17 protein-coding genes are annotated in these 25,016 nt (G+C 61.9%); 1 reads left to right on the top strand and 16 read right to left on the bottom strand.

What is annotated here, in order from left to right:
- Nucleotides 1–6: 6 nt before the first annotated feature.
- From tssH to tssA, 7 genes are read right to left on the bottom strand one after another with little or no spacing between them, the layout of a single operon-like run.
- Nucleotides 7–2,655, bottom strand: coding sequence for a type VI secretion system ATPase TssH (gene tssH, locus ACQ4OB_RS21805; protein ID WP_430956426.1), 2,649 nt, complete (start codon nt 2,653–2,655; stop codon nt 7–9).
- Between the two features lie 13 nt (nt 2,656–2,668).
- Nucleotides 2,669–3,676, bottom strand: coding sequence for a type VI secretion system baseplate subunit TssG (gene tssG, locus ACQ4OB_RS21800; protein WP_074872007.1), 1,008 nt, complete (start codon nt 3,674–3,676; stop codon nt 2,669–2,671).
- Nucleotides 3,640–5,427, bottom strand: coding sequence for a type VI secretion system baseplate subunit TssF (gene tssF, locus ACQ4OB_RS21795; protein WP_430956425.1), 1,788 nt, complete (start codon nt 5,425–5,427; stop codon nt 3,640–3,642). The genes tssG and tssF overlap by 37 nt, the downstream gene beginning before the upstream one ends.
- Before the next feature lie 19 nt (nt 5,428–5,446).
- Entirely contained in the window at nt 5,447–5,854 is a 408-nt protein-coding gene (tssE, locus tag ACQ4OB_RS21790) for a type VI secretion system baseplate subunit TssE (RefSeq protein ID WP_074872010.1), read from the bottom strand.
- A 12-nt stretch (nt 5,855–5,866) separates the two neighbouring features.
- Nucleotides 5,867–7,342 (bottom strand): type VI secretion system contractile sheath large subunit, encoded by a 1,476-nt coding sequence (gene tssC / locus ACQ4OB_RS21785; RefSeq protein WP_430956424.1) that lies wholly within the window; start codon nt 7,340–7,342, stop codon nt 5,867–5,869.
- Nucleotides 7,343–7,368: 26 nt separating this feature from the next.
- The gene (gene tssB / locus ACQ4OB_RS21780; protein WP_430956423.1) at nt 7,369–7,884 is read right to left on the bottom strand and encodes a type VI secretion system contractile sheath small subunit; all 516 of its coding nucleotides are present in this window, start codon (nt 7,882–7,884) and stop codon (nt 7,369–7,371) included.
- 32 nt (nt 7,885–7,916) lie between these two features.
- The gene (gene tssA / locus ACQ4OB_RS21775) at nt 7,917–9,473 is read right to left on the bottom strand and encodes a type VI secretion system protein TssA (protein ID WP_430956422.1); all 1,557 of its coding nucleotides are present in this window, start codon (nt 9,471–9,473) and stop codon (nt 7,917–7,919) included.
- A gap of 1,126 nt (nt 9,474–10,599) precedes the next feature.
- Between tssA and ACQ4OB_RS21770 the strand changes: the two genes are divergently transcribed.
- The gene (locus tag ACQ4OB_RS21770; protein WP_430956421.1) at nt 10,600–10,995 is read left to right on the top strand and encodes a DUF6124 family protein; all 396 of its coding nucleotides are present in this window, start codon (nt 10,600–10,602) and stop codon (nt 10,993–10,995) included.
- Between the two features lie 138 nt (nt 10,996–11,133).
- Here the strand turns inward: ACQ4OB_RS21770 and tagQ are convergent, their stop codons facing one another.
- From tagQ to ACQ4OB_RS21725, 9 genes are all read right to left on the bottom strand, one after another.
- The gene (tagQ, locus tag ACQ4OB_RS21765) at nt 11,134–12,063 is read right to left on the bottom strand and encodes a type VI secretion system-associated lipoprotein TagQ (RefSeq protein ID WP_074872025.1); all 930 of its coding nucleotides are present in this window, start codon (nt 12,061–12,063) and stop codon (nt 11,134–11,136) included.
- Nucleotides 12,064–12,147: 84 nt separating this feature from the next.
- Entirely contained in the window at nt 12,148–13,845 is a 1,698-nt protein-coding gene (locus ACQ4OB_RS21760; RefSeq protein WP_430956439.1) for a formylglycine-generating enzyme family protein, read from the bottom strand.
- Nucleotides 13,846–13,882: 37 nt separating this feature from the next.
- A complete protein-coding gene (locus ACQ4OB_RS21755; RefSeq protein WP_430956420.1) occupies nt 13,883–15,076 on the bottom strand; it encodes an ABC transporter permease in 1,194 nt (397 codons plus the stop codon).
- A complete protein-coding gene (locus ACQ4OB_RS21750) occupies nt 15,076–15,792 on the bottom strand; it encodes an ABC transporter ATP-binding protein (protein ID WP_102614544.1) in 717 nt (238 codons plus the stop codon). Before ACQ4OB_RS21750 ends, ACQ4OB_RS21755 begins: the two co-directional genes overlap by 1 nt.
- On the bottom strand, nt 15,792–18,842 hold the full coding sequence (locus ACQ4OB_RS21745) for a serine/threonine-protein kinase (RefSeq protein ID WP_430956419.1): 3,051 nt from the start codon (nt 18,840–18,842) through the stop codon (nt 15,792–15,794). Before ACQ4OB_RS21745 ends, ACQ4OB_RS21750 begins: the two co-directional genes overlap by 1 nt.
- A complete protein-coding gene (locus tag ACQ4OB_RS21740) occupies nt 18,839–19,570 on the bottom strand; it encodes a PP2C family protein-serine/threonine phosphatase (RefSeq protein WP_430956418.1) in 732 nt (243 codons plus the stop codon). Before ACQ4OB_RS21740 ends, ACQ4OB_RS21745 begins: the two co-directional genes overlap by 4 nt.
- Nucleotides 19,571–20,224, bottom strand: a complete 654-nt coding sequence (tagF, locus tag ACQ4OB_RS21735) for a type VI secretion system-associated protein TagF (protein ID WP_430956417.1) — start codon at nt 20,222–20,224, stop codon at nt 19,571–19,573.
- Nucleotides 20,221–23,721, bottom strand: coding sequence for a type VI secretion system membrane subunit TssM (tssM, locus tag ACQ4OB_RS21730; protein ID WP_430956415.1), 3,501 nt, complete (start codon nt 23,719–23,721; stop codon nt 20,221–20,223). Before tssM ends, tagF begins: the two co-directional genes overlap by 4 nt.
- Nucleotides 23,718–25,016, bottom strand: a complete 1,299-nt coding sequence (locus tag ACQ4OB_RS21725) for a DotU family type VI secretion system protein (RefSeq protein ID WP_074872040.1) — start codon at nt 25,014–25,016, stop codon at nt 23,718–23,720. The genes tssM and ACQ4OB_RS21725 overlap by 4 nt, the downstream gene beginning before the upstream one ends.

Raw genomic sequence — 25,016 nt, 5'->3', positions numbered from 1 at the left:
CCCAACTCAGGCGAACTCGCACATCACGCGGGCGTTGCCGTCGAGCGTCGCGTGGACACGCTTGAGGCTTTCGCCGATGGCCATCGCATCGAGCAAACGGTCAGCCACCAGCGGCAGCACGTGCAGGTCGAGCAAATGGCCGATCAGGCGCGCGCCACTGTCGCTCTGGGTGCAGCGATCTGCCAGGTGATCGACGAGGTCTTGCGAGTAAGTGAAATCCAGCTGACGACGGTTCAGGCGCTCGCCCAAACGCCCGAGTTTGATTTCGATCAGCTCGCGCAACACCGGGCCGCCCACCGGGTAGTAAGGCACCACGCGCATCCGCGCCAGCAGCGCCGGTTTGAAGTGTTGGCTCAGCACCGGGCGAATGGTTTCTTCGAGGACTTCGGCCGACGGCCGCGCGCCGTTTTCACAGAGCTCGGCGATGCGCTCGCTGCCCAGGTTCGAAGTCATCAGGATCAGCGTGTTGCGGAAATCGATCTCGCGCCCTTCGCCGTCGTTGGCCACACCTTTGTCGAAGATTTGGTAGAACAGGTTGAGCACGTCCGGGTCGGCTTTCTCGACTTCATCGAGCAGCACCACCGAGTACGGTTTCTGGCGCACGGCTTCGGTGAGCATGCCGCCCTCGCCATAACCGACGTAGCCCGGCGGCGCGCCGATCAGACGCGAAACAGTGTGCTTCTCCTGAAACTCAGACATGTTGAGGGTGGTGATGAAACGATCACCGCCGTACAGCAAGTCCGCCAGGGCCAGCGCAGTTTCGGTCTTGCCGACGCCGCTCGGGCCGACCAGCAGGAACACGCCGACCGGCGCATCCGGTTTGTTCAGGCCGGCTGCCGTGGCGCGCATCGAGCGATCCAATGCGTGAATGGCTTGCTCCTGACCACGGATGTGGGTGCGCAAGTCGGTGGCGAAACTCGCGACCTTGGAATTGTGCTCACGGGCCAATTGCGTCAGTGGAACGCCGGTCCAGGCGCTGATCACTTCGGCGACCAGGCGCGGGCAAACTTCGAAGCTCACCAGGCGCTCTTTGAGCTGAAGTTCGGTCAGCGCGTTGTGAGTTTCGTTGAGTGCGCTTTCCAGCGTTTCGACGTTTTGCACTTCGTCCACTGCCAGCGTTTCGATCACGCGGCCTTCGGCATCTTCTTCAACCGTGACAGTGGGCTCGACCGCAGCAGCTTCGCGGGCCTGGGCCAGTTGCTGACGCAGCTCCAGCAGGCGCTCGGCCAGTTCTTTCTGCTCGGTCCAAAGGGTTTCCAGCGCGGCGCTTTCCTCTACGGCGGCAGCCAGGCGATCTTCCAAAGCGTCCAGCGCTTCGTGATCGATCAGCAAGCCGGCTTCGGCATCCCGACGCAGGGCTTGACGCTGACGGCCACCTTCAGCCAGTTCACCCCGCAGGCGTTCAAGGCTTTCCGGTGCAGCGGCGAGGCTGATGCGCACGCGAGCGCAGGCGGTGTCGAGCACATCAACGGCCTTGTCCGGCAGCTGGCGACCCGCGAGATAACGCGCAGATAGCTCGGCCGCCGCAACCACCGCGTCATCGCGCAGATAGATGCCGTGGCTCTTCTCGTAGACCTGAGCCAGGCCACGCAGGATGGTCACCGCTTCGCTGACGGTCGGTTCGTGCAGTTGCACCGGTTGGAAACGACGGGCCAGGGCCGGGTCTTTTTCGAAGTACTTCTTGTACTCCGCCCAGGTGGTAGCGGCGATGGTGCGTAACTCGCCACGGGCCAGGGCTGGCTTGAGCAGGTTGGCCGCGTCGGAACCGCCGGCATTGCCGCCCGCGCCAATCAGTGTGTGAGCTTCGTCGATGAACAGAATGGTCGGTTTCGGCGAGGCTTTGACTTCATCGATCACGCCTTTGAGGCGACGTTCGAACTCGCCTTTGACGCTGGCGCCCGCCTGTAACAGGCCCATGTCCAGCGATAGCAGCTCGACGCCTTTCAAGACTTGCGGCACTTCGCCCGCCGCGATGCGCGAGGCCAGGCCCTCGACAATCGCGGTTTTACCGACGCCGGCTTCACCGACCACAATCGGATTGTTTTTGCGGCGACGGGCGAGGATGTCGACCATCTGCCGAATCGCGCCATCGCGGCACAACACCGGGTCGAGTTTGCCGTCGCGGGCTTGTTGGGTCAGGTTGTGGGTGAAGCGCTGCAATAGCGATTCGCCGGGCACGGCGGGCTTACCGGTGGCTGGTTGTTCTTGCTGCGACAGGGCGAACTCTTTCAGGCGATCGATGTTCAGTTTGGCCAGCAACGACTGGTAGCGGCTGCCGGCATAGCGCATGGGATTGCGCAGCAATGCGAGGATCAACGCCGCTTGCTCGACCTGGCTCTGACCCAATTCGAGGTTGGCCACCAGCAAGGCGTCTTGCAGCCACTGCACCAGCTCCGGGGCGAACACCGGGTTGCGCGAGGCGCTGTGCTCGACCCGCGATTGCAGCGCGGCGCTCAGTTCGCCGGCATCCACTTCAGCATCCTGCAACGCTCGGGCGAGCAAGCCTTGCGGGCGCTCCAGCAAGCCCAGCAGCAAGTCTTCAACGAGGATCTTGCTGCCGCCACGGGCGACGCAGCGTTCGGCCGAACTTTCCAGGTCACGACGGGTTTCGGCGTCCAGCGCCTGGATAAGTTGTTGCAGGTCTACGTTGATCATTGGTCATCTGTCCTTAATGAATTTTGCTGCCCAGGGTCACCACACCGTCCGCTTGTTCGCGGCCCAGCCAACTGGTCCACCCCAGGCGGCAGGCGTTCTGCTCGCCGATGCGCAGTTCGCGGATTTCTTCCTGGCGCAACACCAGGCGAATGTCGTAATCGAGCGGGTCACGCAGGGTGAACCGCACCAGCGCGCAGAGCGGCTGGTAGCCGAAACCGATCGGCAGGAATTCGTGGAAGCGTTGCCAGTCGAGCTCGCGAATGTGAATACGGAATTTGCCGCTGCGATCACGCACGTGTTCGCCCAGCACCAGGTCTTCGCCGAGCACGCTGTTGGCGCGCCCCAGGCGATTGCGCTGCTCGTCGAGGATTTCGACGCTGCGCTCGATGCATTGCTCGATGGTCAGTTCGGCGTGCTTGAAGTAGTAACGCAGCACCGCTTCGATCAACGCCGCCGAGTGCGCCCGCAAGCTGAGCAAGCCGAGGTACGGCAACAGGCGTTTCCAGTTCAGTTCCTGAGCCTTGCGGATCTCTTCGCCGCCGAGGCCGATCAACGCAAACAGCTGCGATGAAAACGGGTCGAGGGCGCCGCTCTGGAAGCTTGCGCGGTAACGGTATTTTTTCCAGATCGGCAGCATCAGCCGTTGCAGGCGATGGTGGAACAGGTCGAGAAAGTTGCGGGTCGGATTGCCGTCTTCACTATCGCCCAGGGCCTGTTCGCCGTAGAACGCCGGCAGTGGCGAGCCGGAACCCACCAGGCCAATCAGGTTGAAACGCAAACGCGCACGCATTTGCCCGTGCTCTTCGAAAAACTCCACGCGATCGACGTCACTGCCAGGGAAACCCAGGCTCGGATTGGCCTGGAATTCCAGCTGGTCGTACAGATCGTCTTCGCAGAGGCACGGGTGCGCCTCGCGTAGCCGGTCGACTACCAGCAAAACAGCCTGAAACAGCGAATATTCGCGTATTACCCGGGTCAGCCTGCTTAAAGCAGGGGCTGCAGGCCCATGCGTGGTGTCCATTGGTACACCTCTCCCTGTGTACTTTTTACCCGCAGCTCGTGGAACGAATTGAGACTGGCGTAAAGCGCGAAAAACTCATTGAGAACCGAAGCGAAAACGAACAGGTCGCCCTCGCCGATGTACCCCTGGGGGTCGATAGTCAGCTCGGTGCGCAACCCGCGTACCGGCAACCCTCGGTGCAAGCGGTCGATGTGTTGGTGTTTGATCGACTTCAGCCCGCCCAGCAGGCGCTTGCTGACTTTTTCCGCGTGTTGGTCGTAGTAGCGCGGCAGGTCGTAGGTTTCGAGAATCACCGTCAACGCATTGACGTCGGCCAGCGACAGGTAGTTGAGCGACATGTTGCTGATCAGCTTCCAGAGGAAGTCACGGTTCAGCGGCGGCGCATAACTTGTGGTGGCCGGGGTGATGTTGCGGAAACGCAGGAACTCCGGCGTCTCTTCGCAGCCCAGGCAGATGTCGCCGAGCTTGAGCTTGCGCGGCAGGTTCTGGTTGGTGCACATCAGGTCGATCGACAGGGTTTCGTGGCCTTCGGTGTGGCGAATGCCGAAGCTCAGGTACGTGTCGAGGCCATCGTGCAACGAGGACGAACGCTGGCGGATGCTGTAGTGCGGACGGCTGTTGGGCACGTCAAAACTCGGGTCGTGCTCGAACGATTCGAACGGCACGTATTCCTGATAACCGACGCCGCCTGGCTTCCAGCCGGTGACGGTTTGCACCGAAAACACGCCACAGTTTTCCAAGTCGAACTTGGCCGGCAGCAGCAGGTATTCGTCCTGTGTGCCGTCGAGACGGATCGGCAACGCATCGTGCTTGAACAGGTTGACGATCGGTGTGCAGTAGAGCTTCACATTGTCCAGCGTCGGGCGCAGGCGCTGAATGCCGCTTTTGCGAATATCGAAGCGCAACTCCAGCCCACGCATCTGCTTGAGCGTGTCTTCCGGCAGGGCCTTGAGCAGGTCCAGACCGTTGATGTCGACGAACAGGAACTTGTCCTGGAAGGCGAAATACTCCTGCAGGTAGCGATAACCACGGAAGGTGTTCAGCGGATACGGGATCAATGCTTCTTCTTCGGCAAAACCCAGTGGCTGCACGCAGTCGCCCGGCATCTTGAATGCCATCGGCGTGCCGTTCACGCCGTTGACTGGTGTGCCGGAGCCGTCCAGCGGAATCAGCTCGATGCCTTCCAGGTTGCGCAACAGGCTCAGGTACAGCATTTGGCTGATGTAGCGCTCACCGGCGAAGTGCAGACGCAGACGGCTCAGTTCCAGCTCGCCGAGATGACCGTCGGCACTCATCTCCAGACGCAGGCTCAACAGCGAACCGTCACCCTTCACCGAGTAAGTCAGCGCGGCCAGATCCAACGGCAACACCTCAGTCGGATAACTGGTGCGAAAACGGCAACGCACGCCATCGATCGGCATGCTCTCGACCGGCGTGTCGCGCTCGACCATTACCGCAGGCCCGGATCGCGTCAACGGATCGAACTGCAAAATGCTGAACGCCGGCAGCGGCCGCATGTAGTTGGGCCACAGCAGATGCATCAGCGAATGGCTCAGTTCCGGCAACTCGTCATCGAGTTTCTGACGCAGGCGGCCGGTCAGGAATGCAAAGCCTTCCAGCAACCGCTCCACGTCCGGATCCCGCCCGGACTGACCCAGGAAAGGCGCCAACGCCGGGCTACGCTCGGCGAATCGACGACCTAACTGGCGAAGTGCGGTGAGTTCGCTTTGGTAGTAGTGGTTAAAGGACACGCGCAATACCTGTTTGTCGTTAACTGACGTTGACTTGACCGCTGCCATCCAGGCGCGCGGCGAAGCTGACCTGACGCTTGAAACCATCGACTTCCAGCAGGCCTTCGATGCTGAAGGACAGGCGAAGCTGATCGTGGTCACGCGGCAGGGAAATGACACGCACATTGCTCAGGCGTGGCTCGTAGGCTTCGATGAATTTTTCGATGGCCAAACGGGCCTGACTCAGGGAGTCGTGCAGGCTCAGGCGCATGTCATTGAGATCGGGTAGCCCGTAATCGGACAGTGTTTGCACGCTGCCCGCCCGGGTACTGAGCATCTTGGCCAGATGGGCAGCCACGGACGCCATGGCGCAGACCTCGAGGCTCCAGCCGACGCGTTTGTCGGCATCGCCACCCAGGCGTTCGAAAAGGCTGCCGTATCCGGTCATGAGTCGCTCCGCTTACTCTTTGTCCAGCTTGCCAACCAGCGACAGGGTGAAATCGGCCCCCATGTACTTGAAGTGCGGGCGCACGTTCAGGCTGACGCGGTACCAGCCCGGCTCGCCTTCAACATCGCTGACAATGATCTGGGCGGCGCGCAGTGGGCGACGGCCGCGCACTTCGGCGCTCGGATTTTCCTGGTCGGCCACGTACTGGCGAATCCACTTGTTGAGTTCCAGCTCGAGGTCGGTACGTTCTTTCCACGAACCGAGTTGCTCGCGCTGCAGCACTTTCAAGTAGTGAGCCAGGCGGTTGACGATCATCATGTACGGCAATTGGGTGCCGAGCTTGTAGTTCAGCTCTGCGGCCTTGCCTTCCGCGCTGATGCCGAAGAACTTCGGCTTCTGCACCGAGCTGGCGGAGAAGAACGCCGCGTTGTCGGAGCCTTTGCGCATGGTCAGGGAGATGAAGCCTTCCTCGGCCAGTTCATATTCACGACGGTCGCTGACCAATACTTCGGTCGGAATCTTGGTTTCGATTTCGCCCATGCTTTCGAAGTGGTGCAACGGCAAGTCTTCAACCGCTCCACCGCTCTGCGGGCCGATGATGTTCGGGCACCAGCGGAATTTGGCGAAGCTGTCGGTCAGCTTGGTGCCGAATGCGTAGGCGGTGTTGCCCCACAGGTAGTGCTCGTGGCTGTTGGCGACGGTTTCTTTGTACACGAACGATTTGACCGGGTTTTCTTCCGGGTCGTACGGGTTACGCAGCAGGAAACGTGGCACGGTCAGGCCAACGTAACGGGAGTCTTCCGACTCGCGGAAGCTCTGCCATTTGGCGAATTGCGGGCCGTCGAAGTGATCCTTCAGATCCTTCAGGTCCGGCAGGCCGGTGAAGCTTTCCAGGCCGAAAAACTTCGGGCCGGCCGCGGCGATGAACGGCGCGTGGGACATGCAGGCAACGCTGGAGACGTACTGCATCAGTTTCACGTCCGGCGAGCTTGGAGACATGAAGTAGTTGGCGATGATCGCGCCCACCGGCTGACCACCGAACTGACCGTATTCCGCGGTGTAGATGTGCTTGTACAGGCCCGCCTGCATCACTTCCGGCGAATCTTCGAAATCGTCCAGCAGGTCCTCTTTGGAGACGTTGAGGATTTCGATCTTGATGTTTTCGCGGAAGTTGGTGCGCTCGACCAGCAACTGCAGGCCACGCCACGACGATTCCAGGGACTGGAAGGCCGGGTGGTGCAGGATTTCGTCCATCTGGCGACTGAGCTTGGCATCGATCTCGGCGATCATGCGGTCAACCATGGCCTTCTTGACTGGCTCACCGTTGTTCTGCGGCTTGAGCAGCTCTTCGATGAAGGCCGATACACCGCGCTTGGCGATGTCGTAGGCTTCGTCGTCCGGGGTCAGGCGGGTTTCGGCGATGATGCTGTCGAGAATGCTGTATTCGCCGCTCTCTTTGCTATTTTGCTGTGCTGCGCTAGTGCTCATTGTTGGCTTCCTTGACTGATAGAGGCTCAGACGTTTTGGGCGGCGTCCTGGGCTGTGGCATTCAAGCCCAGCTCATTCAGTACGCGACCGCGGGATTCGTCGTCGGCGAGCACGCCTTCGATGGCTTTGCGGAAGGCAGGCGCGTTGCCCAGCGGGCCTTTGAGGGCCACCAGCGCGTCGCGCAGTTCCATCAGTTTTTTCAGCTCAGGCACTTGCTCGACCAGGCTGGCCGGGTTGAAGTCCTTCATCGAGTTCACGCGCAGTTGCACGCCCAGTTCTTCAGTGCTGCCCTCTTCCTGAAGACGGTTCGGCACGTTCAACGCCAGGCTCAGCTCTTGCTTGGCCAGCACTTCGTCGAAGGTCATCTTGTCGATGCTGATCGGCTTGCGATCTTCGACTTTACGTTCGTCCTTGCGGTGGGTGTAGTCACCGATTGCCAGTAGTTTCAACGGCAATTCAATCTCTTCCTGAGCACCACCGGTGGCAGGCTTGAAAGTGACGTTGATGCGTTCCTTGGGGGCTACCGAGCCTTCTTTGGCCATGGCTTTTCTCCTTGCGGTTGTGGCCCGGGGGCCTATTCGAGTACCACTTCAAGATCGAGGTGGCACAACCTGCGATAAATCTCTTCCTTGCGTTCACGTACGGCATGGTTCTGCGGCAGCAACTCGCAGCAGCTATGCAGTAAATGCAGCACTTGCAGCGCAAGATCGGGCTCCCAGGCGTGCAGGCCTGAGTCCTGTAATGTTTGGTCAAGGGTTTCGAGTTGGGTCTTGGCCAGTTCGTATTTCTTGGCCATGAAGCACAGCCGCGCGAGGGCGAACTGCCAGGAGAACCGGACGCGCCCGCCGTGGGCGGCCTGCAAGCCCTGCTTGAGGATCTGCACGGCGGCCTTGAGGCCGTCCTTGCGCAGAATCGGCAAGACTTCTTCCAGGGCCACTTCCCAGGCCGTCTGACTGTCGGCGACTTCGACTTTGCGCGGCGCGCTGGCGCTTTGCAGATGCGGCATGACGTAGGCGCTGACCCAGGCGCGAGTGGCCGGATCAGCGAACGGTACGCCGTCATGGAAACGCAATTCGATGATGCCGGGCAGGCGCTGAATCAACAGCGCGAAGTGGATTTCCACTTCGCGCATGGCCATCTCGGCGTTGAGCCCCTGGAGGCACTCCCACACCATTCGCTGGCCATCAAACCAGAACGGCGCCTTCGCCAGGCTTGCCTCCAGCTTTACCAGCAGGTCAGCGTATTTCCCTTGGTCATAGCGGTCCTGATAGGACTTGAGTTTGTCGGCGGGCACCCCGCGCAGAACGGTGATCTGCTCGGCGTTGCGCTCGGGCACCGCGTCGATGGGCAACCACAACAACGTGCGATTGAGGCGCAAGGCGCGCAGGTCGGTGGCTTTCTGCTTGAGCCACCAGGCACATAACGGACGGGCGCTGTCTTGCTGGGCGCGCAAGGCCTTGTGGGCATCTTTCTCGTTGTCGATCGGCGCGCCAGGAGTAAGCAACTGCGTGGCAGCCTGTTTGACCTGTGCCACCGCAGCCCCCACTACACCCGGCTCGGGCTGGTTGTCGGCGGCGCGCTGAACCATGTTCTTCAAGCGACGGGAGATCGGCAGCAGCAACGGCGCATCGTCGCCCAAATGCTCGGTACAAGCGGCGTCGAGGCCTTCCAGATGTTCGACCAGACGGCGGAACAGCGGCAACTGCTCTTTGATCGCAACGTTTTCGTTCAGTACTTGCTCGAGCCGCGGCACCAACCAGTTGATGGCGGCGGTCCGGGTGCGGGGTTTATTCGGATGAACGTCGGCCCAATGGTTTTCACACAGGTGGTGCAACACACCGAGGCCGGCCAGTAACCCCGGGAAGGATTCGCGCTGGTACAGGGCCCAGGTCAACCACGCGCCAACACGCAAATCCTTGGACTGGGTGCGCAGCAGGTTTTCACTGATTTCGCGGATTTTCTGCCAGTCGACCTGACCGCTTTCGTGCATGGACGAGGCTTTACCCAGCTCACTTTCCAATGCCTCATATTCGTTCGAAAAACGAACATCCTCGCCCGCAAAACACTCTTGGGAAACAGAGGCTTTGGCGAGTTCAAGGTAATGAGCGGAAAGTTTGTTTGAATAAGACATCCATTGCCTTTAGTCAGAATTACAGTCAGATGCCAGCGGCACAAAACACTCTCGACGAGTTGAGTAAAGTCTCACCTACTTGAGATCGCACTTTTTAAAAGCTTACACTTTGTGTCCACTAGGATGGCCACTAACAAGTGATCGACCAAGCAGCAAGAAGAAGTGTCTCTATTGCTTGTAGGAATTTTATCTACATGTTGCACGATGTCAGACCAACATATTCTCGCCCGACAGATCGCCCCACAACCATTGAGCTAGAGCCTTCTCTTTCGCTTGGCAAAATCATCGCCGTTTTCATTGTCGATTCGCTGCCGAGAAAGGCGTGAAGCATGCCAAAAATAAAAACTGATGACTGTAGGAGTATTCCGAAATATTACGTTTTCAATGAATAAAACGATGAGCGATAGCAGCCAACTAAAAAGCGCCCTGCAATTCGGCACATGCAAAGTAAAACTGCATGGATTCATGCTCTGTAAGTACAGAAGTTCCGGACAGAGCTTCAGGAACTTTCCTACATCTATTGTTTTGCTCGCTTGTTAGTGCTGCCGACAATTAACGCTTGCTCAAGCCAGACACCACCTCAACCCGCGGGGCAGGCACCGAGGGAGCCGATGGGGGATTTGGACGCGGCGGCTGCTGCGAGGTCGGACGGATCCGTTAAGTCGCTATCGGTGGTCGAGGCGGACTATTGGGCGCAAAGGCGAGTGGGTCAACATCGACCGCTTACGGAAGAATCCAGAGCCTCAATGAACGTGAAAACTTCCGGTAGCTGACACCGATGACAGTGCTTGTTTAAAACGTTTAAAGGTTACTTCCTGCAAGCTACAACACCTTGCGTCATTGCCTACGGCTACGCCAGAATCCGCCGGCTTGTGCGCCTTAGCCTTGGCCTCTATCGTTTCCCTGCCACTGCCTATCAGTGGTCGGGTTTAGTCGCCCGTCGATGTCAAGACGCACGATGTCTCTATCATTCAGGTATCTCTTACCTGTACTTGATGGTGGCTGTGCGCAGGGCGCTTCGGCGCGCCGATTTCTTGGCTCATCGGTCGACTAACCTGTGCACAGCCGCCACCCCTACGTTTAGTCGCGAACGGGTCGTGGCCTCACTCATCTGAGGATTGAGCCAATGTTCAAGGTCACACCAAATCCGCCGGAAACCGATCCGGCATCGCCCTACGAATCACTCGATTCGAACAAGCTCCACGAAGCCGCCGAGCGCGCCCTCGACCATCACTTCCCACCCACCGAAAAGAAACCACCCAAACGCAACGACCAGCTCTTCAGCGTCAGCCCGGGCATCAACCCTGAAACCCTTCTCGCCAATGCCTCGGAAGATTTGCTGTCCATCAGCGCCATCGCCGCCAACCTCGCCGACGATGTGGACGGCTCACGCCGCTCCGTAGCCCTGGCGCTCAGCCGCATGGCCGATGGGGTGCATTTGTTAGTGGAGCGAATGCTGGATCATCTGGATGAGCCGGAAATGGCGGCCATACTCGCCAAGCAGCAAAGCCGAACCTGCTGACTCGCCAAGCAGTAAAAAACCCCGATGAGTGTGTCCCACCCATCGGGGTTTTTCTCGGCACGGCGCCAAGGGGTCGCCCGTACAAAGCACCCCCACGCGTAGCGCGTGGGAATGCCTGAAGGCCTACAGAAAACTCAATCAAACATTCGGGCAAGGCACCGGTGCCCAGTCGCCCAGGTCCGGGTTTTTGCACATGCTGTTGACCTGAGTGGTGCCGGCGCTGGCGACCTGCTTGCTTTCAGCCTGTTTGGCTTTTGCGGTCTGCAGGGTTTTCTCGGTGGTGACCGCTTCTTTCGGCACGGCTGGCAGCACCGGTTTTTTCGCCGGTTTCACCGCTTTTTTGCTCTTGGTCGGTGCCACGACCGGCGTGGTGTCGGCAGTTGCCACGGTGACCACGTCAGTGCGCTGCACGCCTACTTGCTGCAGGTCTTTTTCGTAGGCCTGGGTGTAGTTGTTCAGGTCTTCGCTGGCTTTACCGTTTACCGCGACGATCAGGTCGTTGGACTCCTTGAGGCCCGCGACGATTTCTACCAGACGCTTGCGGCCTTCGGTGTCGCTGACAGTCTTGGCCTTGCGGTCGGCGACCAGTTTGGTAAATGCGTTCTGGTAGCACTGTTGCGAAGTCTTGGCGTACGCCGTGCTGCGATCGATGTCGGCAGCGCTTTTGTTGACGTCGGTGGCGTAGGAGGCGATGCGCTGGTTGTCATCCGTGATCTGCTTCTGGCGCTCGGTGTAGTAACCGGCCGCGCCACCCGCCACGGCACCGCCCGCTGCACCGATGGCGGCGTTGCGGCCACGGTTCTCGGAATCGACCAGGGCGCCCAGCAGGGCACCGCCGACAGCGCCGACAGCCGCGCCGGTGACGACCGACTTGGTCATGTTCGAATCGGTGGCACGCAGGTGCTGCACCGGCTCGTAGCAGTTAGGGTAGTACTCGACCTTGGTGCTCGAGGCGACCTTGGAGGTCGGCGACGTGGCGCAACCGGTCAGTACGGTGCTGAAGCCAACGGCCATCAGCAGCAGATGACGCTTGGAAAGCGAAGCAATTGTTTTACGGGAGGAAAGCATGGTTGTGTTCTCTTTTAAGTTTGACTAGCTCAGCACGGCCCACCGCCGCCTGAGTCCCTTCCAAGCTCGCTGTACAACGAACGATCAAGACCGCTGAGCGTTCGATGCGAGCAGTTCCTTCAATATCGCCGCCGGGTCGGCTCGTCGTTGCTGACGATAATCACCGACATGGCGAACGAATAACGTTGCGCGCGTGACCAGGCTTTTGCCCAGTACCGGCTTGCGCTCCAACTCTTCCTTGATGCGTTGAAACTGCGCCTGGATCACGGCATCGGTGTAGCGCGTGCCGGTCGCCAGGTTGTCGATGTAGATCGCTACCGCGCCGTCCAGCGCGCTGCGACCGTTGTCGATGGCGGTAGCGAACAGCTTGGCGCTGGCCTCGTCCTTGGCGTCCAAGGCCTGTTGGCGACTCTTGTGCAAATTGGTCAGGCGAATGTTGTAGTTGTTGACGGTTTCGGCCACCAGGGCCGCCGACTGGATCAGGTTGCCGGCCGCTTCCTCGCGCTGCTGGGCGATGAGCGAGACGTTGCGCTTGAGCTCTTCGTTGACCAGCCCGAGTTCGGCTTGCAGGCGTGGGTCGACGCTGGCGGCAATGATGCTGTCCAGGCGTTTGGTCGGGTCCTGGGCGTCGTCGATGGCATCGGTCAGCGAAGCCAGCCGGCCTTCTTTCTGCCATTGGGCAAACAGTTCCTTGTAGCGCGAACGTGGCGCCGACAACGCGCCAATCGCCACCCGGAACCCGGTGGTTTCGTTGCTTTGTTCGGTGCCGTCGGCGGCGAACAGCGGGTACTCACGGCGCATCCCGGTGAACAAGGTGCCCTCGCCTTCCAGGTAGTTGCCGCCCTTGACCACGAAACCGCCATAGGTGCCCTGGCGGCGTCCAGCGTGCACGAGCTGGAAGGACTCCTGGACCATCTCGGCGGCGTTGCCGATCACGTCAAACAGGCCGATGGGGTTTGGCAGTTTGGTACCGATTGGCATCAGTCGCGCTGCCTGGCCGGTGCCGCCGGCGACCTGGTTGAAAACTGCCCAGTCCGCCAGTGGGCCGTCGCTTTCGCTGCCCTCCAGACGACGGGGAAACAGCCGCCCTTCCAAATCCTGACGGCTGATGGCCTGCCCGCCACGAGCAGCGAATTCCCATTCGACCTCGGTCGGCAAGCGCACAAAACCCAGCCCGCCCTCCTCCGCCGAGGTACCACGACCGCTCACTGGCAGCAGCTCCTTGTGGTATTTCATCAGCCAGGCGCTGTACACCGCCGAGAAGCGTTCGGCCTCGAAGCGCGACAATTTCACCTTGGGCAAACGCCCGGCCATGCCTTGCGGCCCCTCGGCTTGCAAGGCCTCGCAGGCCGGCGCCGGCTCGCCGCTGGCCAACGATTGCGCCTGGGCCATGACCTGGGCGTATTGGCGGGCGGTGACTTCGTATTTGCCGATGAAATAGAGCATCGGTTTGAGCGGAGTCTTGGCGTCCGTCTTGGGCATCAACGGCGTAATGGTCTTGCCCCAATCCTTGGGCAGATCCTTGAGGGTGAACTGGCCGTTGATAAAGTCCCGACGGTAACCGGAGATGAACGACTGTTGATAACCGGCCTCGCCCTCGCTGAAGGGATAGCCGAGGCTGATCTCGCGGTCGTCCAGAGTGCCTTGCGCCAGGATGTAGACGTAGCGGAACACCATCTGCCCTTCGCACGGCAGCGGCAGGCTGACGTCGTCGGCCAGCGGCTTGGGGTTGTCCAGTTTGTCGGTGCTTTCATCGGCACCCACCAGACTAGCCATGCCCATGCTGGCCAGGCTCAGCGCCACGGCGGCGCCCAGTAACTTATACATCTCGAATTCCTTCACATGCCTGGATACGCGCCACTCGCCAGCCACCACAGGCCGCTGCCACGGCGCTGACGCCGAGCACGGCCAGCAGGGCCAACGCGTAGTGACGCGCCAGCAGATGGCTGGCGTACTCGCCTGGCATCTGCACAAATAAATGGTTCAGGCCCGATTGCGCCAGGCCATACAGCCCGGCACTCAACAGGGCGGCAAGGCCGGCGCTGTACAGCGCCTGCAACACCACAAACAAAAGCAACGCCGCCGTGGAAAACCCCAGCAGGCGCAACACCGACAACTCCCGGCGCTTGCGCTCGACCGCCGCCAACGCCCCGGCAAAAATCGCTGCGAACGCTCCCGCCAAGGCCAAGCCGGCGATGATCCAGAACACGATCGACAGGTTGCGGCTCAGCGATTGCACTTGGGCGATGGTCTGGGCCTGGGTCGAGACCAACAGGTTCTGCACAGCGAAGTACTGACGCAGCGGCTCGACATCCTTGAGGCTGCGGGCATACAGGCGAAACGCCGGATACACCCGCTGCTCTGTCACGCCCACCGCATCACCTGACCAACCGAGCGCAGGCACGGCGCGACCGTCCCGGTAATCTTCAGCCGCTTCGAGCAAGGCCAACGGTGCGAACACCCCGTCCCGGGCGAAGGCTTCCAGCGGCAGTACGCGCAACACCTGAACGCGCGTGCGCTGCGCCTCGCCACGACCGGCCGCTTGCCGACCGACGCTGGCCTGCAGCCAATCACCGGCCTTGGCCCCGAGCTTTTCGGCGGCGGTCTGGCTGAGCAGCACCTGATCCAGCCCTTGGGGCACCGGCAGATTGCCGAGCAAGGGATCGTTGGCGGCGGTGGGGATCATTTCGACGGTTACCGTCGCAGCACCAGCGCTCAGATCCGCCGTCGCGGCAATCTGCCGGGTGCGCGGCAAGGCGAAAGCCACGTCGCCGCGCTGGCTCAATTGTTCGATAAACGCAGCACTGAACCGGCCGCCACCCAAGGGGATGACTTCCCGAGTGGCCGGGTCGTTTTCCAGGCGCTCGGTCAAGCTGCTGACCAGGCCGAATTTCAAGCCGAACAGCACCAGCAACGGCGCGACCACTGCCACCAGCGCCAGAACCGAACAGGCCGACAGCCACGCATCGTTGCGGTAATCCTGCCAGGCCAGGGAAGCCACCAGCGCGCGCATCAGCAGGCCTCCCCGAGGGTGGCGGTGACACCGCCATCGACGTCGCGACGACAACTGATGCGGCGCACCTGCAAACCGCTGGCGCGGGCCAGCGACTCATCGTGGGTGGCGACGACGCAGCACACGCCGTGTTCGCGGGCCTGGGTCACCAGCAACTGCATCACCCGCTCGGCGTTCAGCGGATCGAGGGCGGCGGTCGGCTCATCGGCCAGCAGCAGACGCGGCCCGTGGGCCAGGGCGCGGGCGCAGCTGACCCGTTGCCGTTGGCCGACGGACAAGTCGCCAGGTTTTTTGCCCAGTTGCTCGACGATATCCAACGCCCCGGCCAGGCGATCCACGCTGCCGTCGTCTTTCAAACCGAGCAGTTTGCGCGACAGGTCGATGTTGCCGCGCACGTCCAGAAAATCCAGCAGGCCACCGGTTTGCAGCACGTAGCCCAAGTGCCGGCGACGCAGGTCCGCCAAGGCACTTTGAGCCTCTGCACGCCACAGCCCGGCGATGTCCGTTCTGGTTTGGTCGGGCGCAAAATCAAACTGCCCGGCCTGATCCGGAGCCAGCACCAGCGCCAGCAAATCCAGCAATGTGCTTTTGCCACAGCCACTGGGACCGACCACCGCCAGTTGTTCACCGGCACGCAGTTGCAGCCGTGGAATCACCAGGCTGTAGCGTTGGCTGCCGGCGCCCCGGTTTTTGTGCACGGCACTCATGTTCAACATCACGGCAGCGTCGACAACGGAACGCGGTACAAGGCATCACCCGGTTCGGCATCGCCGAAACGCACCCAGTTGGCCAAGTCGTTGTGGAAGGTTTCGTAGAGGCGGATTTTCGAATCCAGCTCGTCGATAAAGTCTTCCTGCTCGGCCACGCTCAACGAAAGCCACAAGTCCTGGGTCATGCTCAACGACTTGCTGCGATAGGGCAGCCCTTCCAGGTACTCACCCAGAAACCCGCCATTGGCCAGGTTGCCACCCTTGCGCAAGGCCGAGGGATCGCGACTCATGTAGGCACTGGCGCTGGCGATTTCCTGGAAGAAATTCTTCGGCGAGCTCTGGGTCTTGCGGGCGGCATCGACGATCAGTTTCAGCGATTGCTGCAAGTCGTTGAGCTGCAATTTGGTCAGCATCACGCACACCTGGAACGCCGGCAGTGCCGGGTTGGTCAGGTCGCGGTCGGCGGTCCAGGCGCTGACCAGTTGCGGCGCCTGGCTGGCGGCTTTGCGCCCCAGGAAGTCCATGTGCATCGCGTAGCCGACGGCCGCCGATTTGTCGCTCAGACTCGGCGCGGCGCTCAGCAGCGGCACGGCTTGCGGCTTGTCGCTGCGCACCTGATGCACCAGGTCGGCAAACACCGAACCGATCTCGTCCACCCGCTGCCCGAACTTGCGCACATCAGCGCCCGGCACCGGAATGTACAAGTCGCCGATCTGCGGATTGGCGTCGGCGGTCAGGGTGCGGTACTGGCTTTGCGCACCACCGTGGGTTTTCTTGCCGGCATCGCTGAGCAGGTGCAAGGCGTAGATCTTGATCTGCTTGCCCAGCGCGGCTTGGCGCACTTCGGCTTCGTTCATTTGCGTTGCGGCATAGGGGTCGTTCTTGCGCAAGGCACCGGCATCGGTGACCAACAGGATCAAGCGCCCGCCATAGCCGGACCAGTCCATGCCCTCGACCGCTTCCATCACACCGGCAAACGCATCTTCGTTGAACGAATGGCTGGACACCGTAGACGCCTTGACCTGCCGCGCCAGGTCCATGAAGCGCTGCGGGTCGCGGCCCTGTTCCAGGGTGATCAGGGTTTTGGCGACGTATTCCAGGCCCGGGGTTTTCTGGGTGCTGCTGCGAAAGCCCACCAGGCCGAAGCTGACACTGTCCTGCTCGCCCCGCTCGGCGATGCGGGTTTGCAGTTGGTGTACTACGTCGCGGACCTGATCGATGTAGGGCTGCATGGACACGGTGGTGTCCACGACCAACACCACGGCGGTGCGGAACGCGTCGGCGTTAGCGGTCGTGATCGGCGTGTTGTTGGCGGCAGCCTTCGGTGCATTACCGGGATCGATGGACGCCACGTTCAGCAACTGCACCGGCTGGCCGTTTTCATCGAAGCTCTCGCGCGAATCGAAGATCGGCAACAGGTAAAACTGGTTCTGCGGCACCGCGCTGGCCGCCGGTTCCAGGGCCAGCACCCGTTGATTGTCCTCATGGTTCTGCTGGGTCTTGAGCAGCAGGTTTTTCGCCGCCGACGGATCGGCCAGCAGCTTCTCTACATCACCAGGCTGACGCAGGAACATCACCGGCGCACGGCCGGAGCGTTCGGTGAACTTGAGTACCAGGCTCTGTTTCCAGTCGCTGACCTGCGCGGCCGGCAACCAGCCGTCACTGCGCCCGTCGGTGGCGGCGCCGACACGCAGCCAAGGGCTGCCATCAACCTCTTTGCGCTGATAGACGTAAAGCACGGAAAACGCCGGCAACGCCTTGCCTGGCGCGGCCCCCGCTTCGCTGGCGAGCTTCGCCCCCGGCTTGCTGAGTACCCGCTGGAACAAGGTTTTTTTGCCGGCCATCAGCAGCGGACGTTGACCGCCATCGACCTCCGCCGCCACAGGGGGCTTTACGGGGGGCGCAACGGTCGGCGGCGCACTGGCCGGCGGTGCTGAAACCACCGGCACCTTGGCGTCGGCTTCGCCGTCACCGGACAGCCACCAATAACCCGCGCCGCCCAAGGCCAGCGCCACGGCCACCGCGACGGCAGCGAGTGCGAACACCGGCCCCTTTCGCTGCGCCGAGACCGTGGACGACGGCGTCGGCTTCACAGTCGGCGCAACAGGATTGGACCGAGGTTGAGGCTGCGCGGGGCCGCTCGGTATGTCGATGGACACCGGCGTCAATCCCGCCAGGTCATCGCCAGTCGGTTTCAGCGACAGCGGAATCGCCAATGGCTGGATCAAGGTCGCTTCAACTTCAGCCAATGCCTTGGGCAGAGTATCCAGCGCCCGCAGCAGCGCTGCCGCGTCCGCAAACCGCTCCGCCGGGTCCTTGGCCAACAGCTTTCGCAGCACGTCCTGATAACGACCGTGGTGCTCCGGCAGTTCCGGCAACGGTTCGGTCAAATGCGCCAGGGCCGTGGAGAGCGCATCGTTGCCGGTGTACGGCAGCTTGCCGACGAGGATTTCGTAGAGCACCACGCCCAGCGCATACAGGTCGGCCCGGCCGTCAATGTCCTGGCCGCGCGCCTGTTCCGGGCTCATGTAGCTGGGCGTGCCGACGGCGAAACCGGCCTGGGTGAATTGGGTGCGGTCGTCCAGGGACTTGGCGATGCCGAAGTCCGAGAGCACCGCCGTGCCATCGGCACGGAACAGAATGTTCGCCGGTTTGACGTCGCGATGAACCAGCCCCAGCCCATGGGCATAACCCAGGGCCGAAGCGATCTGGCGGATGTAGATCAGGCCCTGCTCCGGCGTCAGGCCGCCAGCGATGCGCTCCTTGAGCGTCCCGCTGGGCAGGTATTCCATGGCCATGTAATACAGCTCACCGACATTGCCGATGTCATGGATAGTGACCGTATGCGGGTGAGACAGGCGCGCCAGGGTTTTGCCTTCACGCAGGAAGCGCTCGCAGAAGCTCGGGTCGGCCGCCAGTGCGGCAGCCATGACCTTCAGCGCCACCTTGCGCTCCAGCGAGCGCTGGGTCGCCAGGTAAACGCTGGCCATGGCGCCTTCGCCGATCTCGTCGCCGATGTCGTAGCCGGGGATCAGAATGTTCGCGGTGGGGATCATGAAGGCACCTTCACGACGATCACGGTGATGTTGTCCGGAGCGCCGCGCATCAGGCTCAGGGACACCAGGCTGCTGGCGATTTCCCCGGGCTCGTCGTGGCTCAGCACCTCGGTGATTTCATGTTCTTCGACGGTCTTGTTCAGGCCGTCGCTGCACAACAGGTAACTGTCGCCGGGCATCAACAGCAGCTCGACCATCGTCAGCTCCAGTTGCGCCTCGACCCCGATGGCGCGGGTGACAATATTGGCCCGTGGATGCACCCGGGCTTCGGCTTCGCTGAGCAGGCCGCTGTCCTGCAAATCCTGAACGTAACTGTGGTCCCGCGAGATGCTTTCGAGCAGGCCGTCACGCAGGCGATACAAGCGGCTGTCACCCGCCCACAGGCATACCCCGCGCAAGTCGCGCGTGGCCAGCACCACCACCGTGCTGCCCATCATGATCACGCCACGATGGGCAGTTTCTTCGCGCACGGCGGCGTTGACTCGCAGCAGGTCGGTTTGCAGCGCCGCGACGTATTCATCCAGCGAACGACCCACGCCAATACGGCGCAGGCTGTCGACGATCAGGCTGCTGACGTAATCGCCCGCCGCGTGCCCGCCCATGCCATCGGCGACCACCCACAGGCCGTTTTCCGGCAGGTCCAGATAAGCATCTTCATTAACCTGGCGGACCATACCGACGTGGCTCTTGCTTGCAGACTTGAACGTCTTTCCAGCGCTTGGACGCATCTACGCAACACCTTCTTGGCCGAGCAAAAATTGCGCAAAATCGGCGGCGACAGGCAGGCCCTGACACCGTAATAAAGCGGGGGCGATACGCTCCGAACCCTGGCCCCACCACAGGCTTGAGCCTTCGCAGGCCTGTTCGGCAAGTGCGCTCATTCGCGCCTTCGAATCGGTGGCATCGAAGCGATGCAGGCCGGCAAAACGGCTGCTTGGAATGCGCGGCAGGCACGCCGGGCTACCCAGTGCTTCCAACGCCGCGCCGAAGGCTTCGAAGCTCGCCTCCACGCTCAACGTGCTCAACAGCAATTGCTCAACCTGTTCAAACCAGATATCCGAACCGCCCACCAGCGATGCCGGATCAGCATCGTGATCCAGCAGCACCGCGACGGTCAGCGGAAAATACCGGCCAACCCGATCGATGCTCGGCATCACCACCCCAACGGCGGCCTGCGGCCCACATACACCGGGCCCGACCATAAAGCGCCACAGCGGGCTGACCAGATAGGCATCCAGCCAACGGTCGCCGAGGCTGGTCTGGCTGGCGAGCAGGCCCGCCGCCAGCCACGAATCCCAAGGGCCGATAAAACTCTGCGGCAAGCCTCGGCTGACAAAGTCCCCGCGACTAGCCAACTTTCCATAGAAGCCCGGCGTGTTCATAACCGCTCCGGCAAGCTGAAACCGCTGAGCACACGGCTCTTGAACGGGTTGAAGGCGCTGTTGGCGCGCAGTTCATAAGAGGCGCTGGCACCGTCGACCCGCAGTCGCAGGTTGAAGCGATCCGGCGAATTGCCGGCCGTCAGGTCCGATTGCTCCAGCAGGCGAAACCACGCCCATGGCCCGTCCAGAGTGATGCCGGAACGACCGTTGGCCGAAGGCGGCATGATCGAGATCCGCACCACTCCGATGCTGCCGGGGTTGGGCCATTGCATGGAGGTCGGGCGGCTCGGACCGTGGTCGTAGCTCAATTGCTGGCCGTCGAGGTCGAGCAAAAACTGGGTGACAGTGGCGTCCATCGTCACTGGCTTGAGTTCGAAGCGCACCATCGGCTGGGTGCCGCCGGAACGGAAAAATGCATCCCGGATGGTCGCTGCCCGCTGGAAGGTTTGCAGCACGCCAGGGGCAATACCGAGCTTCTGCGCGGCGCCCGGTTGCCAGCGCCAGGCCTGGGTCGAGGTATCCACATACGGTTGCAGGTATTTGCGGAAGTAGTTGTCCATCACCCCGCCCACACCGAAGAACTGGCCGAAGTCGTCCAGGGTCGCGTCCCGCGCACTGCCCGGCGACATCGGATAACGCCCGGCAAGGGACTGGCGATAGATGTTCACCACTTCGCTGGTCCAGGCCGCATTCAATTGATTGCGTACCCCGCCCATCATGCTGTTGGTGGTGGAGTTGACCACCGATTTGACCAGCCCCTGCACCAGCGGCGGCTGACGTTCGGCATTGAGGTTGACCCGTGTCGCAGCGGCTACGGCCTGGTTCTTGGCTTCGCCGAGCAAGGCATCGCCGCTGGCGCCGACCATGGCGCTGACCTGCACGTACAGGGCGTTCATGTCGGCCAGCAGGCCGTCGATGGCCGCCGGCTCGCCTTCGTTTTTGCTGACGATGCGGTTGAGCTCGGCAAAATGCGCGGTGATTGGATCTTCACTCGCCTCAGCTGTGTTTTGCCTCGCCTGCTCTTGGCCGAGCAAGCTGCCCAAGCGCTCCTTGAGCTTGTCGACCCCGCCCTCCACCGGCGCACCCTTGGCGGCCAGCAGGCGTTCTTCCTGTTGCAGATCGGTTTCCTTCGCCACCGCCACCAGCAGTTTTTTCAATGGCGAGGTCGGGCCGGAAATCACCCGCAACACATCGGCGGCCTGGGCCACGCTGGTGATCGGCACAAAGTCGATATCCGCCAGCAAGGCGTCCCACTGACGCTGGTAATCCTGGAAATACAGGCGTCGCACGTCGGCGGCCAGGCTGGCGACGTTCTGCTGTTCTGCCTGGTCGCGACCGAGCACCCACTGCTCCTCGGCCAGGGTGCCGGTCTGGTTCAGGCTGGTGAGCAAAAACCCTTGGCGGTAACCCTTGGCCGTGAAGAAGCCGCTCAAGGGTTCGCCCAGCGGCTTGCCGCTCTTGCGGCTGAACACCAGCGCGGCATCGCGCCCGGCCGCTTCGTTGATACGAAAGTCCGGAATGCCGTCCGGCAGTTTCTGCCGCTTGACCCGGTCATAGACACGCTGGGCCACCGGCAGTTGTTGCAACTGTCGGCGCAGGTCGTCGATCAGGCGCGGGTCCAGACGTGCGGTGGGCGGATGGCGTTCGAACAGCGCCCGCAAGTGCTCTGTCAGGGCCAGACGCTGCTCGGCCGGCAAGTCGCGCGGCAGGCTGCGGTCCCAGTCGAGGGCGATCCACGCCTTGATGAAGTCGGCATCGTAATGCTCGCTGTCGGCGAGCATCAGGTAGGCCTTCAAGCCTTCGTAAAGGAAGTCCGAGTTGCCGCCGCCATGCAGTTGCTCTTCGATGCGCGTGAGCAAGCGTGGCGCGAAGACCGCGATCAACAGCTTGCGATAGACGCTGCCGGACTCGGCTTCAAGCATGTCGCCCTGATACAGGCCCAGGCCTTCGGCCCAGTTCGGTGCGTCGCCGGCCAGATGCTTCACCGCGTTGAGCAACGGCAACACCGCAAGCACGTCCCGTTGCGCCGGGCTGAGGTTTTGCACGGCCTGGCCCAGGGGTGCGACTTTCTGATCGACTTGCGCGATATACGCCTGGTTGGCGCGGTAGCTGACCCACCACAAGGTCCCGACCACCAGCACCAGGGCCACGGTCGAGGCCAGCACACCCCGGGCGATCCACTTGCGCCGACGTTCGACTTTCGGGTTGACCCCCACCAGCCCACGCTCGGCGAAGGCCACGGCGCTGAAGAGTTTTTCGATGAAGTAACTGCGTCCGGTGCCGTTCTGGCGCGCCAGGTGCTGGCGGTCCAGATTCATGCTCTGGGCCATGGAACCGATCAGGCGGTCAATCGGGCTGCCTTCCTGGGTACCGCTGGTGAAATACACCCCGCGCAACAGCACTCGCTCTTCAAAAGCGTTGGGTTTGAATACGCCCTCAAGGAAGCTTTGCAGGCAATCCTTCAACGCGCCGAACTGCTGCGGGAAGCCGTAGATCAGATCGCGCCGCGTCGGGTCGCGTTCCTGTTGCAAACGTTCCACCAAACGATCGTTGAGGCGCTGCTCCAGGCCGGCGAATTCGCTTTGCAGATGGGCCAGCGGGCTGTCATTGCTCTTACCGTCGTCCAGGGCAAAGGTCGTGCCCCAGACCTGAGTCCGCTCTTCCTTGCTCAGGGTATCGAAATACTCCATGAACCCCGGCACCAGATCGAGTTTGGTCAGCATCAGGTAGATCGGAAAACGCACACCCAGTTGCGTGTACAGCTCCTGGATACGCAGGCGAATCGCAGCGGCATGGGCGGCGCGTTCCGCGTCGCTGCCCAGCAGCAGATCGGAAAGGCTGATGGCGATGAACGCGCCGTCAATCGGGCGTCGGGGCCGCTGTTTTTTCAACAGGCCGAGAAAGCCCAGCCATGCGGCTTTATCCACCGTCGCATCGCTATCCTGGGTGGTGTAGCGCCCGGCCGTGTCGAGCAGCACGGCCTGATCGGTGAACCACCAATCGCAATTGCGCGTGCCACCGACGCCGCGTACCGCCCCGGCGCCCAATTGCGCCGCCAACGGAAAATGCAGCCCGGAGTTGACCAGCGCCGTGGTCTTGCCCGAACCCGGCGGGCCGATGATCACGTACCACGGCAGTTCATAGAGATTGCGTCGCTCATCACCGCCCAGCTTGGCTTTCTTCAACAGCGTCAAGGCTTCGTCCATGCGCTGGCGCAGGGTTTCAAGCTCTTCGGCCGTGGCGATGCTGGTCGGGTCCGGCGGGGTTTGCGCCGCCAGGCTGCGCATCACTTCGGCGGCCTGACGGCGGGCCTGGATGATGCGAAACACCCGGTAGGCAATCCACACCGCGAACACCAGAATGATCAGCGCCCAGCGCCGACCTTCAGGCACCAGCCATTCGAGCAGCGGCCCGATAAACCAGATGATCAGGCTCAGGGCGATCAGCCCCAGCAGCGGGATGACCCAGCGGATGATAAAACTGAAAAACGCCTTCACTCGACCCCCTCCGCCAATACTGTGATTTCGACCCGACGATTGCGTGCGCGGCCCTCTGCTGTAGCGTTCGAGGCCAGTGGCTCGGTGTCGCTACGGCCTTCGGCGCTGAAGCGCTCGGGCTGGCCGGTCTTGGCCGAGAGGATTTGCAGCACCGAGGTGGCCCGAGCCTCGGACAAGGCCCAGTTCGATGGAAACCGTAGGGTGGCAATCCGGCGATTGTCACTGTGACCGGTCACCCGGACCTGCCCCTTGACCTTGCGAATCGCATCGGCGATGCGCAGCATCAGCGGCTGGAAATTGTCGACGACGCTGGCGCTGCCCGAGGCGAACAGCTCATCGCCACGGATGGTCACCACTGAACGGTCAACGGCATCTTCCACGGCTACCCGACCGGCCTTGATTTCATCGGCCAGGAAACCTGCCAGACGCGGACGCTCGATCAGTTTCGGTTGCGCCACCGGACGGTCGATGGCCTGCACCGGGATCTCGCCGAGGGCATGGATGTTCTTGAACACCGGCTCAGCATCGGCAGCCAGTTTCAAACGCAGACCGAACAGCAGTGCCAGCAGCAGCGCCACGCCGATGACCAAAGCGATCCATGGCGGCATGAATTGCGCCAGCCGGTCGCGGGCCACGGTGACGCCGCGCCAATGGGGCGAGAGTTCACGCTCGTATTCGCCACGGGCGCTGCGGATGACTGCGCTGGTGCGCTCACGCAAGGCTTCCAGTTGGCTGCGACCGTCGATCATGACCCGATAGCGCCCTTCGAAACCCAGGCACATGCACAGGTACAAAAGCTCCAGCAGATACAAACGTTCGCGGGGGCTTTGCAGGCAATGTTCCAACAGCTGGAACACCTTCTCGCCGCCCCAGGCTTCGTTGTGCACGGTGATCAGCAGGCTCTGTTTGCCCCAGTCGCTGGTGCCGCCCCACGGCGTACTCAACACCGCTTCATCGAGGGCGGTGCACAAGGCGTAACGGGCCAGCAACACATCGTTGCGCACCACGCCGGCGGCCTCGGCGCGCTCCTCGAACTGGCGCAGGTAGGCCAACAATTGCGCTCGCAGGCTCGCTGGCGCCGGGTGGGCAATCGTATTGCGCAAGCGGGTCAGCAAAGCCAGCAGCGGGCCAGCGGCGCTTTCCAAGGGGTTGAGACCTTCGGCTTTGCCGGTCAAAAGCGGCGCGGCCGGCATCGAAAGCGGCGCGGGCTGGGCACGGCCAGCCTGCGGGCGGACCGGGTCGGCGCCACGACCACCGGGGGTCGGCATGAACTGGGTACGATCGTCGTTGCTCAT

It is taken from the genome of Pseudomonas sp. ES4 (assembly GCF_050586665.1).
GTDB lineage: Bacteria > Pseudomonadota > Gammaproteobacteria > Pseudomonadales > Pseudomonadaceae > Aquipseudomonas > Aquipseudomonas frederiksbergensis.
The sequence above is the reverse complement of the archived record's forward strand: the minus strand, read 5'-3'. Positions and strand labels throughout refer to the sequence as shown.

Bases quoted from the DNA above. Each gene is read 5' to 3' on its own strand.
- tssH (WP_430956426.1), bottom strand. From the start codon at position 2,655: ATGATCAACGTAGACCTGCAACAACTTATCCAGGCGCTGGACGCCGAA.
- tssG (WP_074872007.1), bottom strand. From the start codon at position 3,676: ATGGACACCACGCATGGGCCTGCAGCCCCTGCTTTAAGCAGGCTGACC.
- tssE (WP_074872010.1), bottom strand. From the start codon at position 5,854: ATGACCGGATACGGCAGCCTTTTCGAACGCCTGGGTGGCGATGCCGAC.
- tssC (WP_430956424.1), bottom strand. From the start codon at position 7,342: ATGAGCACTAGCGCAGCACAGCAAAATAGCAAAGAGAGCGGCGAATAC.
- tssB (WP_430956423.1), bottom strand. From the start codon at position 7,884: ATGGCCAAAGAAGGCTCGGTAGCCCCCAAGGAACGCATCAACGTCACT.
- tssA (WP_430956422.1), bottom strand. From the start codon at position 9,473: ATGTCTTATTCAAACAAACTTTCCGCTCATTACCTTGAACTCGCCAAA.
- ACQ4OB_RS21770 (WP_430956421.1), top strand. From the start codon at position 10,600: ATGTTCAAGGTCACACCAAATCCGCCGGAAACCGATCCGGCATCGCCC.
- tagQ (WP_074872025.1), bottom strand. From the start codon at position 12,063: ATGCTTTCCTCCCGTAAAACAATTGCTTCGCTTTCCAAGCGTCATCTG.
- ACQ4OB_RS21760 (WP_430956439.1), bottom strand. From the start codon at position 13,845: ATGGGCATGGCTAGTCTGGTGGGTGCCGATGAAAGCACCGACAAACTG.
- ACQ4OB_RS21755 (WP_430956420.1), bottom strand. From the start codon at position 15,076: ATGCGCGCGCTGGTGGCTTCCCTGGCCTGGCAGGATTACCGCAACGAT.
- ACQ4OB_RS21750 (WP_102614544.1), bottom strand. From the start codon at position 15,792: ATGTTGAACATGAGTGCCGTGCACAAAAACCGGGGCGCCGGCAGCCAA.
- ACQ4OB_RS21745 (WP_430956419.1), bottom strand. From the start codon at position 18,842: ATGATCCCCACCGCGAACATTCTGATCCCCGGCTACGACATCGGCGAC.
- ACQ4OB_RS21740 (WP_430956418.1), bottom strand. From the start codon at position 19,570: ATGCGTCCAAGCGCTGGAAAGACGTTCAAGTCTGCAAGCAAGAGCCAC.
- tagF (WP_430956417.1), bottom strand. From the start codon at position 20,224: ATGAACACGCCGGGCTTCTATGGAAAGTTGGCTAGTCGCGGGGACTTT.
- ACQ4OB_RS21725 (WP_074872040.1), bottom strand. From the start codon at position 25,016: ATGAGCAACGACGATCGTACCCAGTTCATGCCGACCCCCGGTGGTCGT.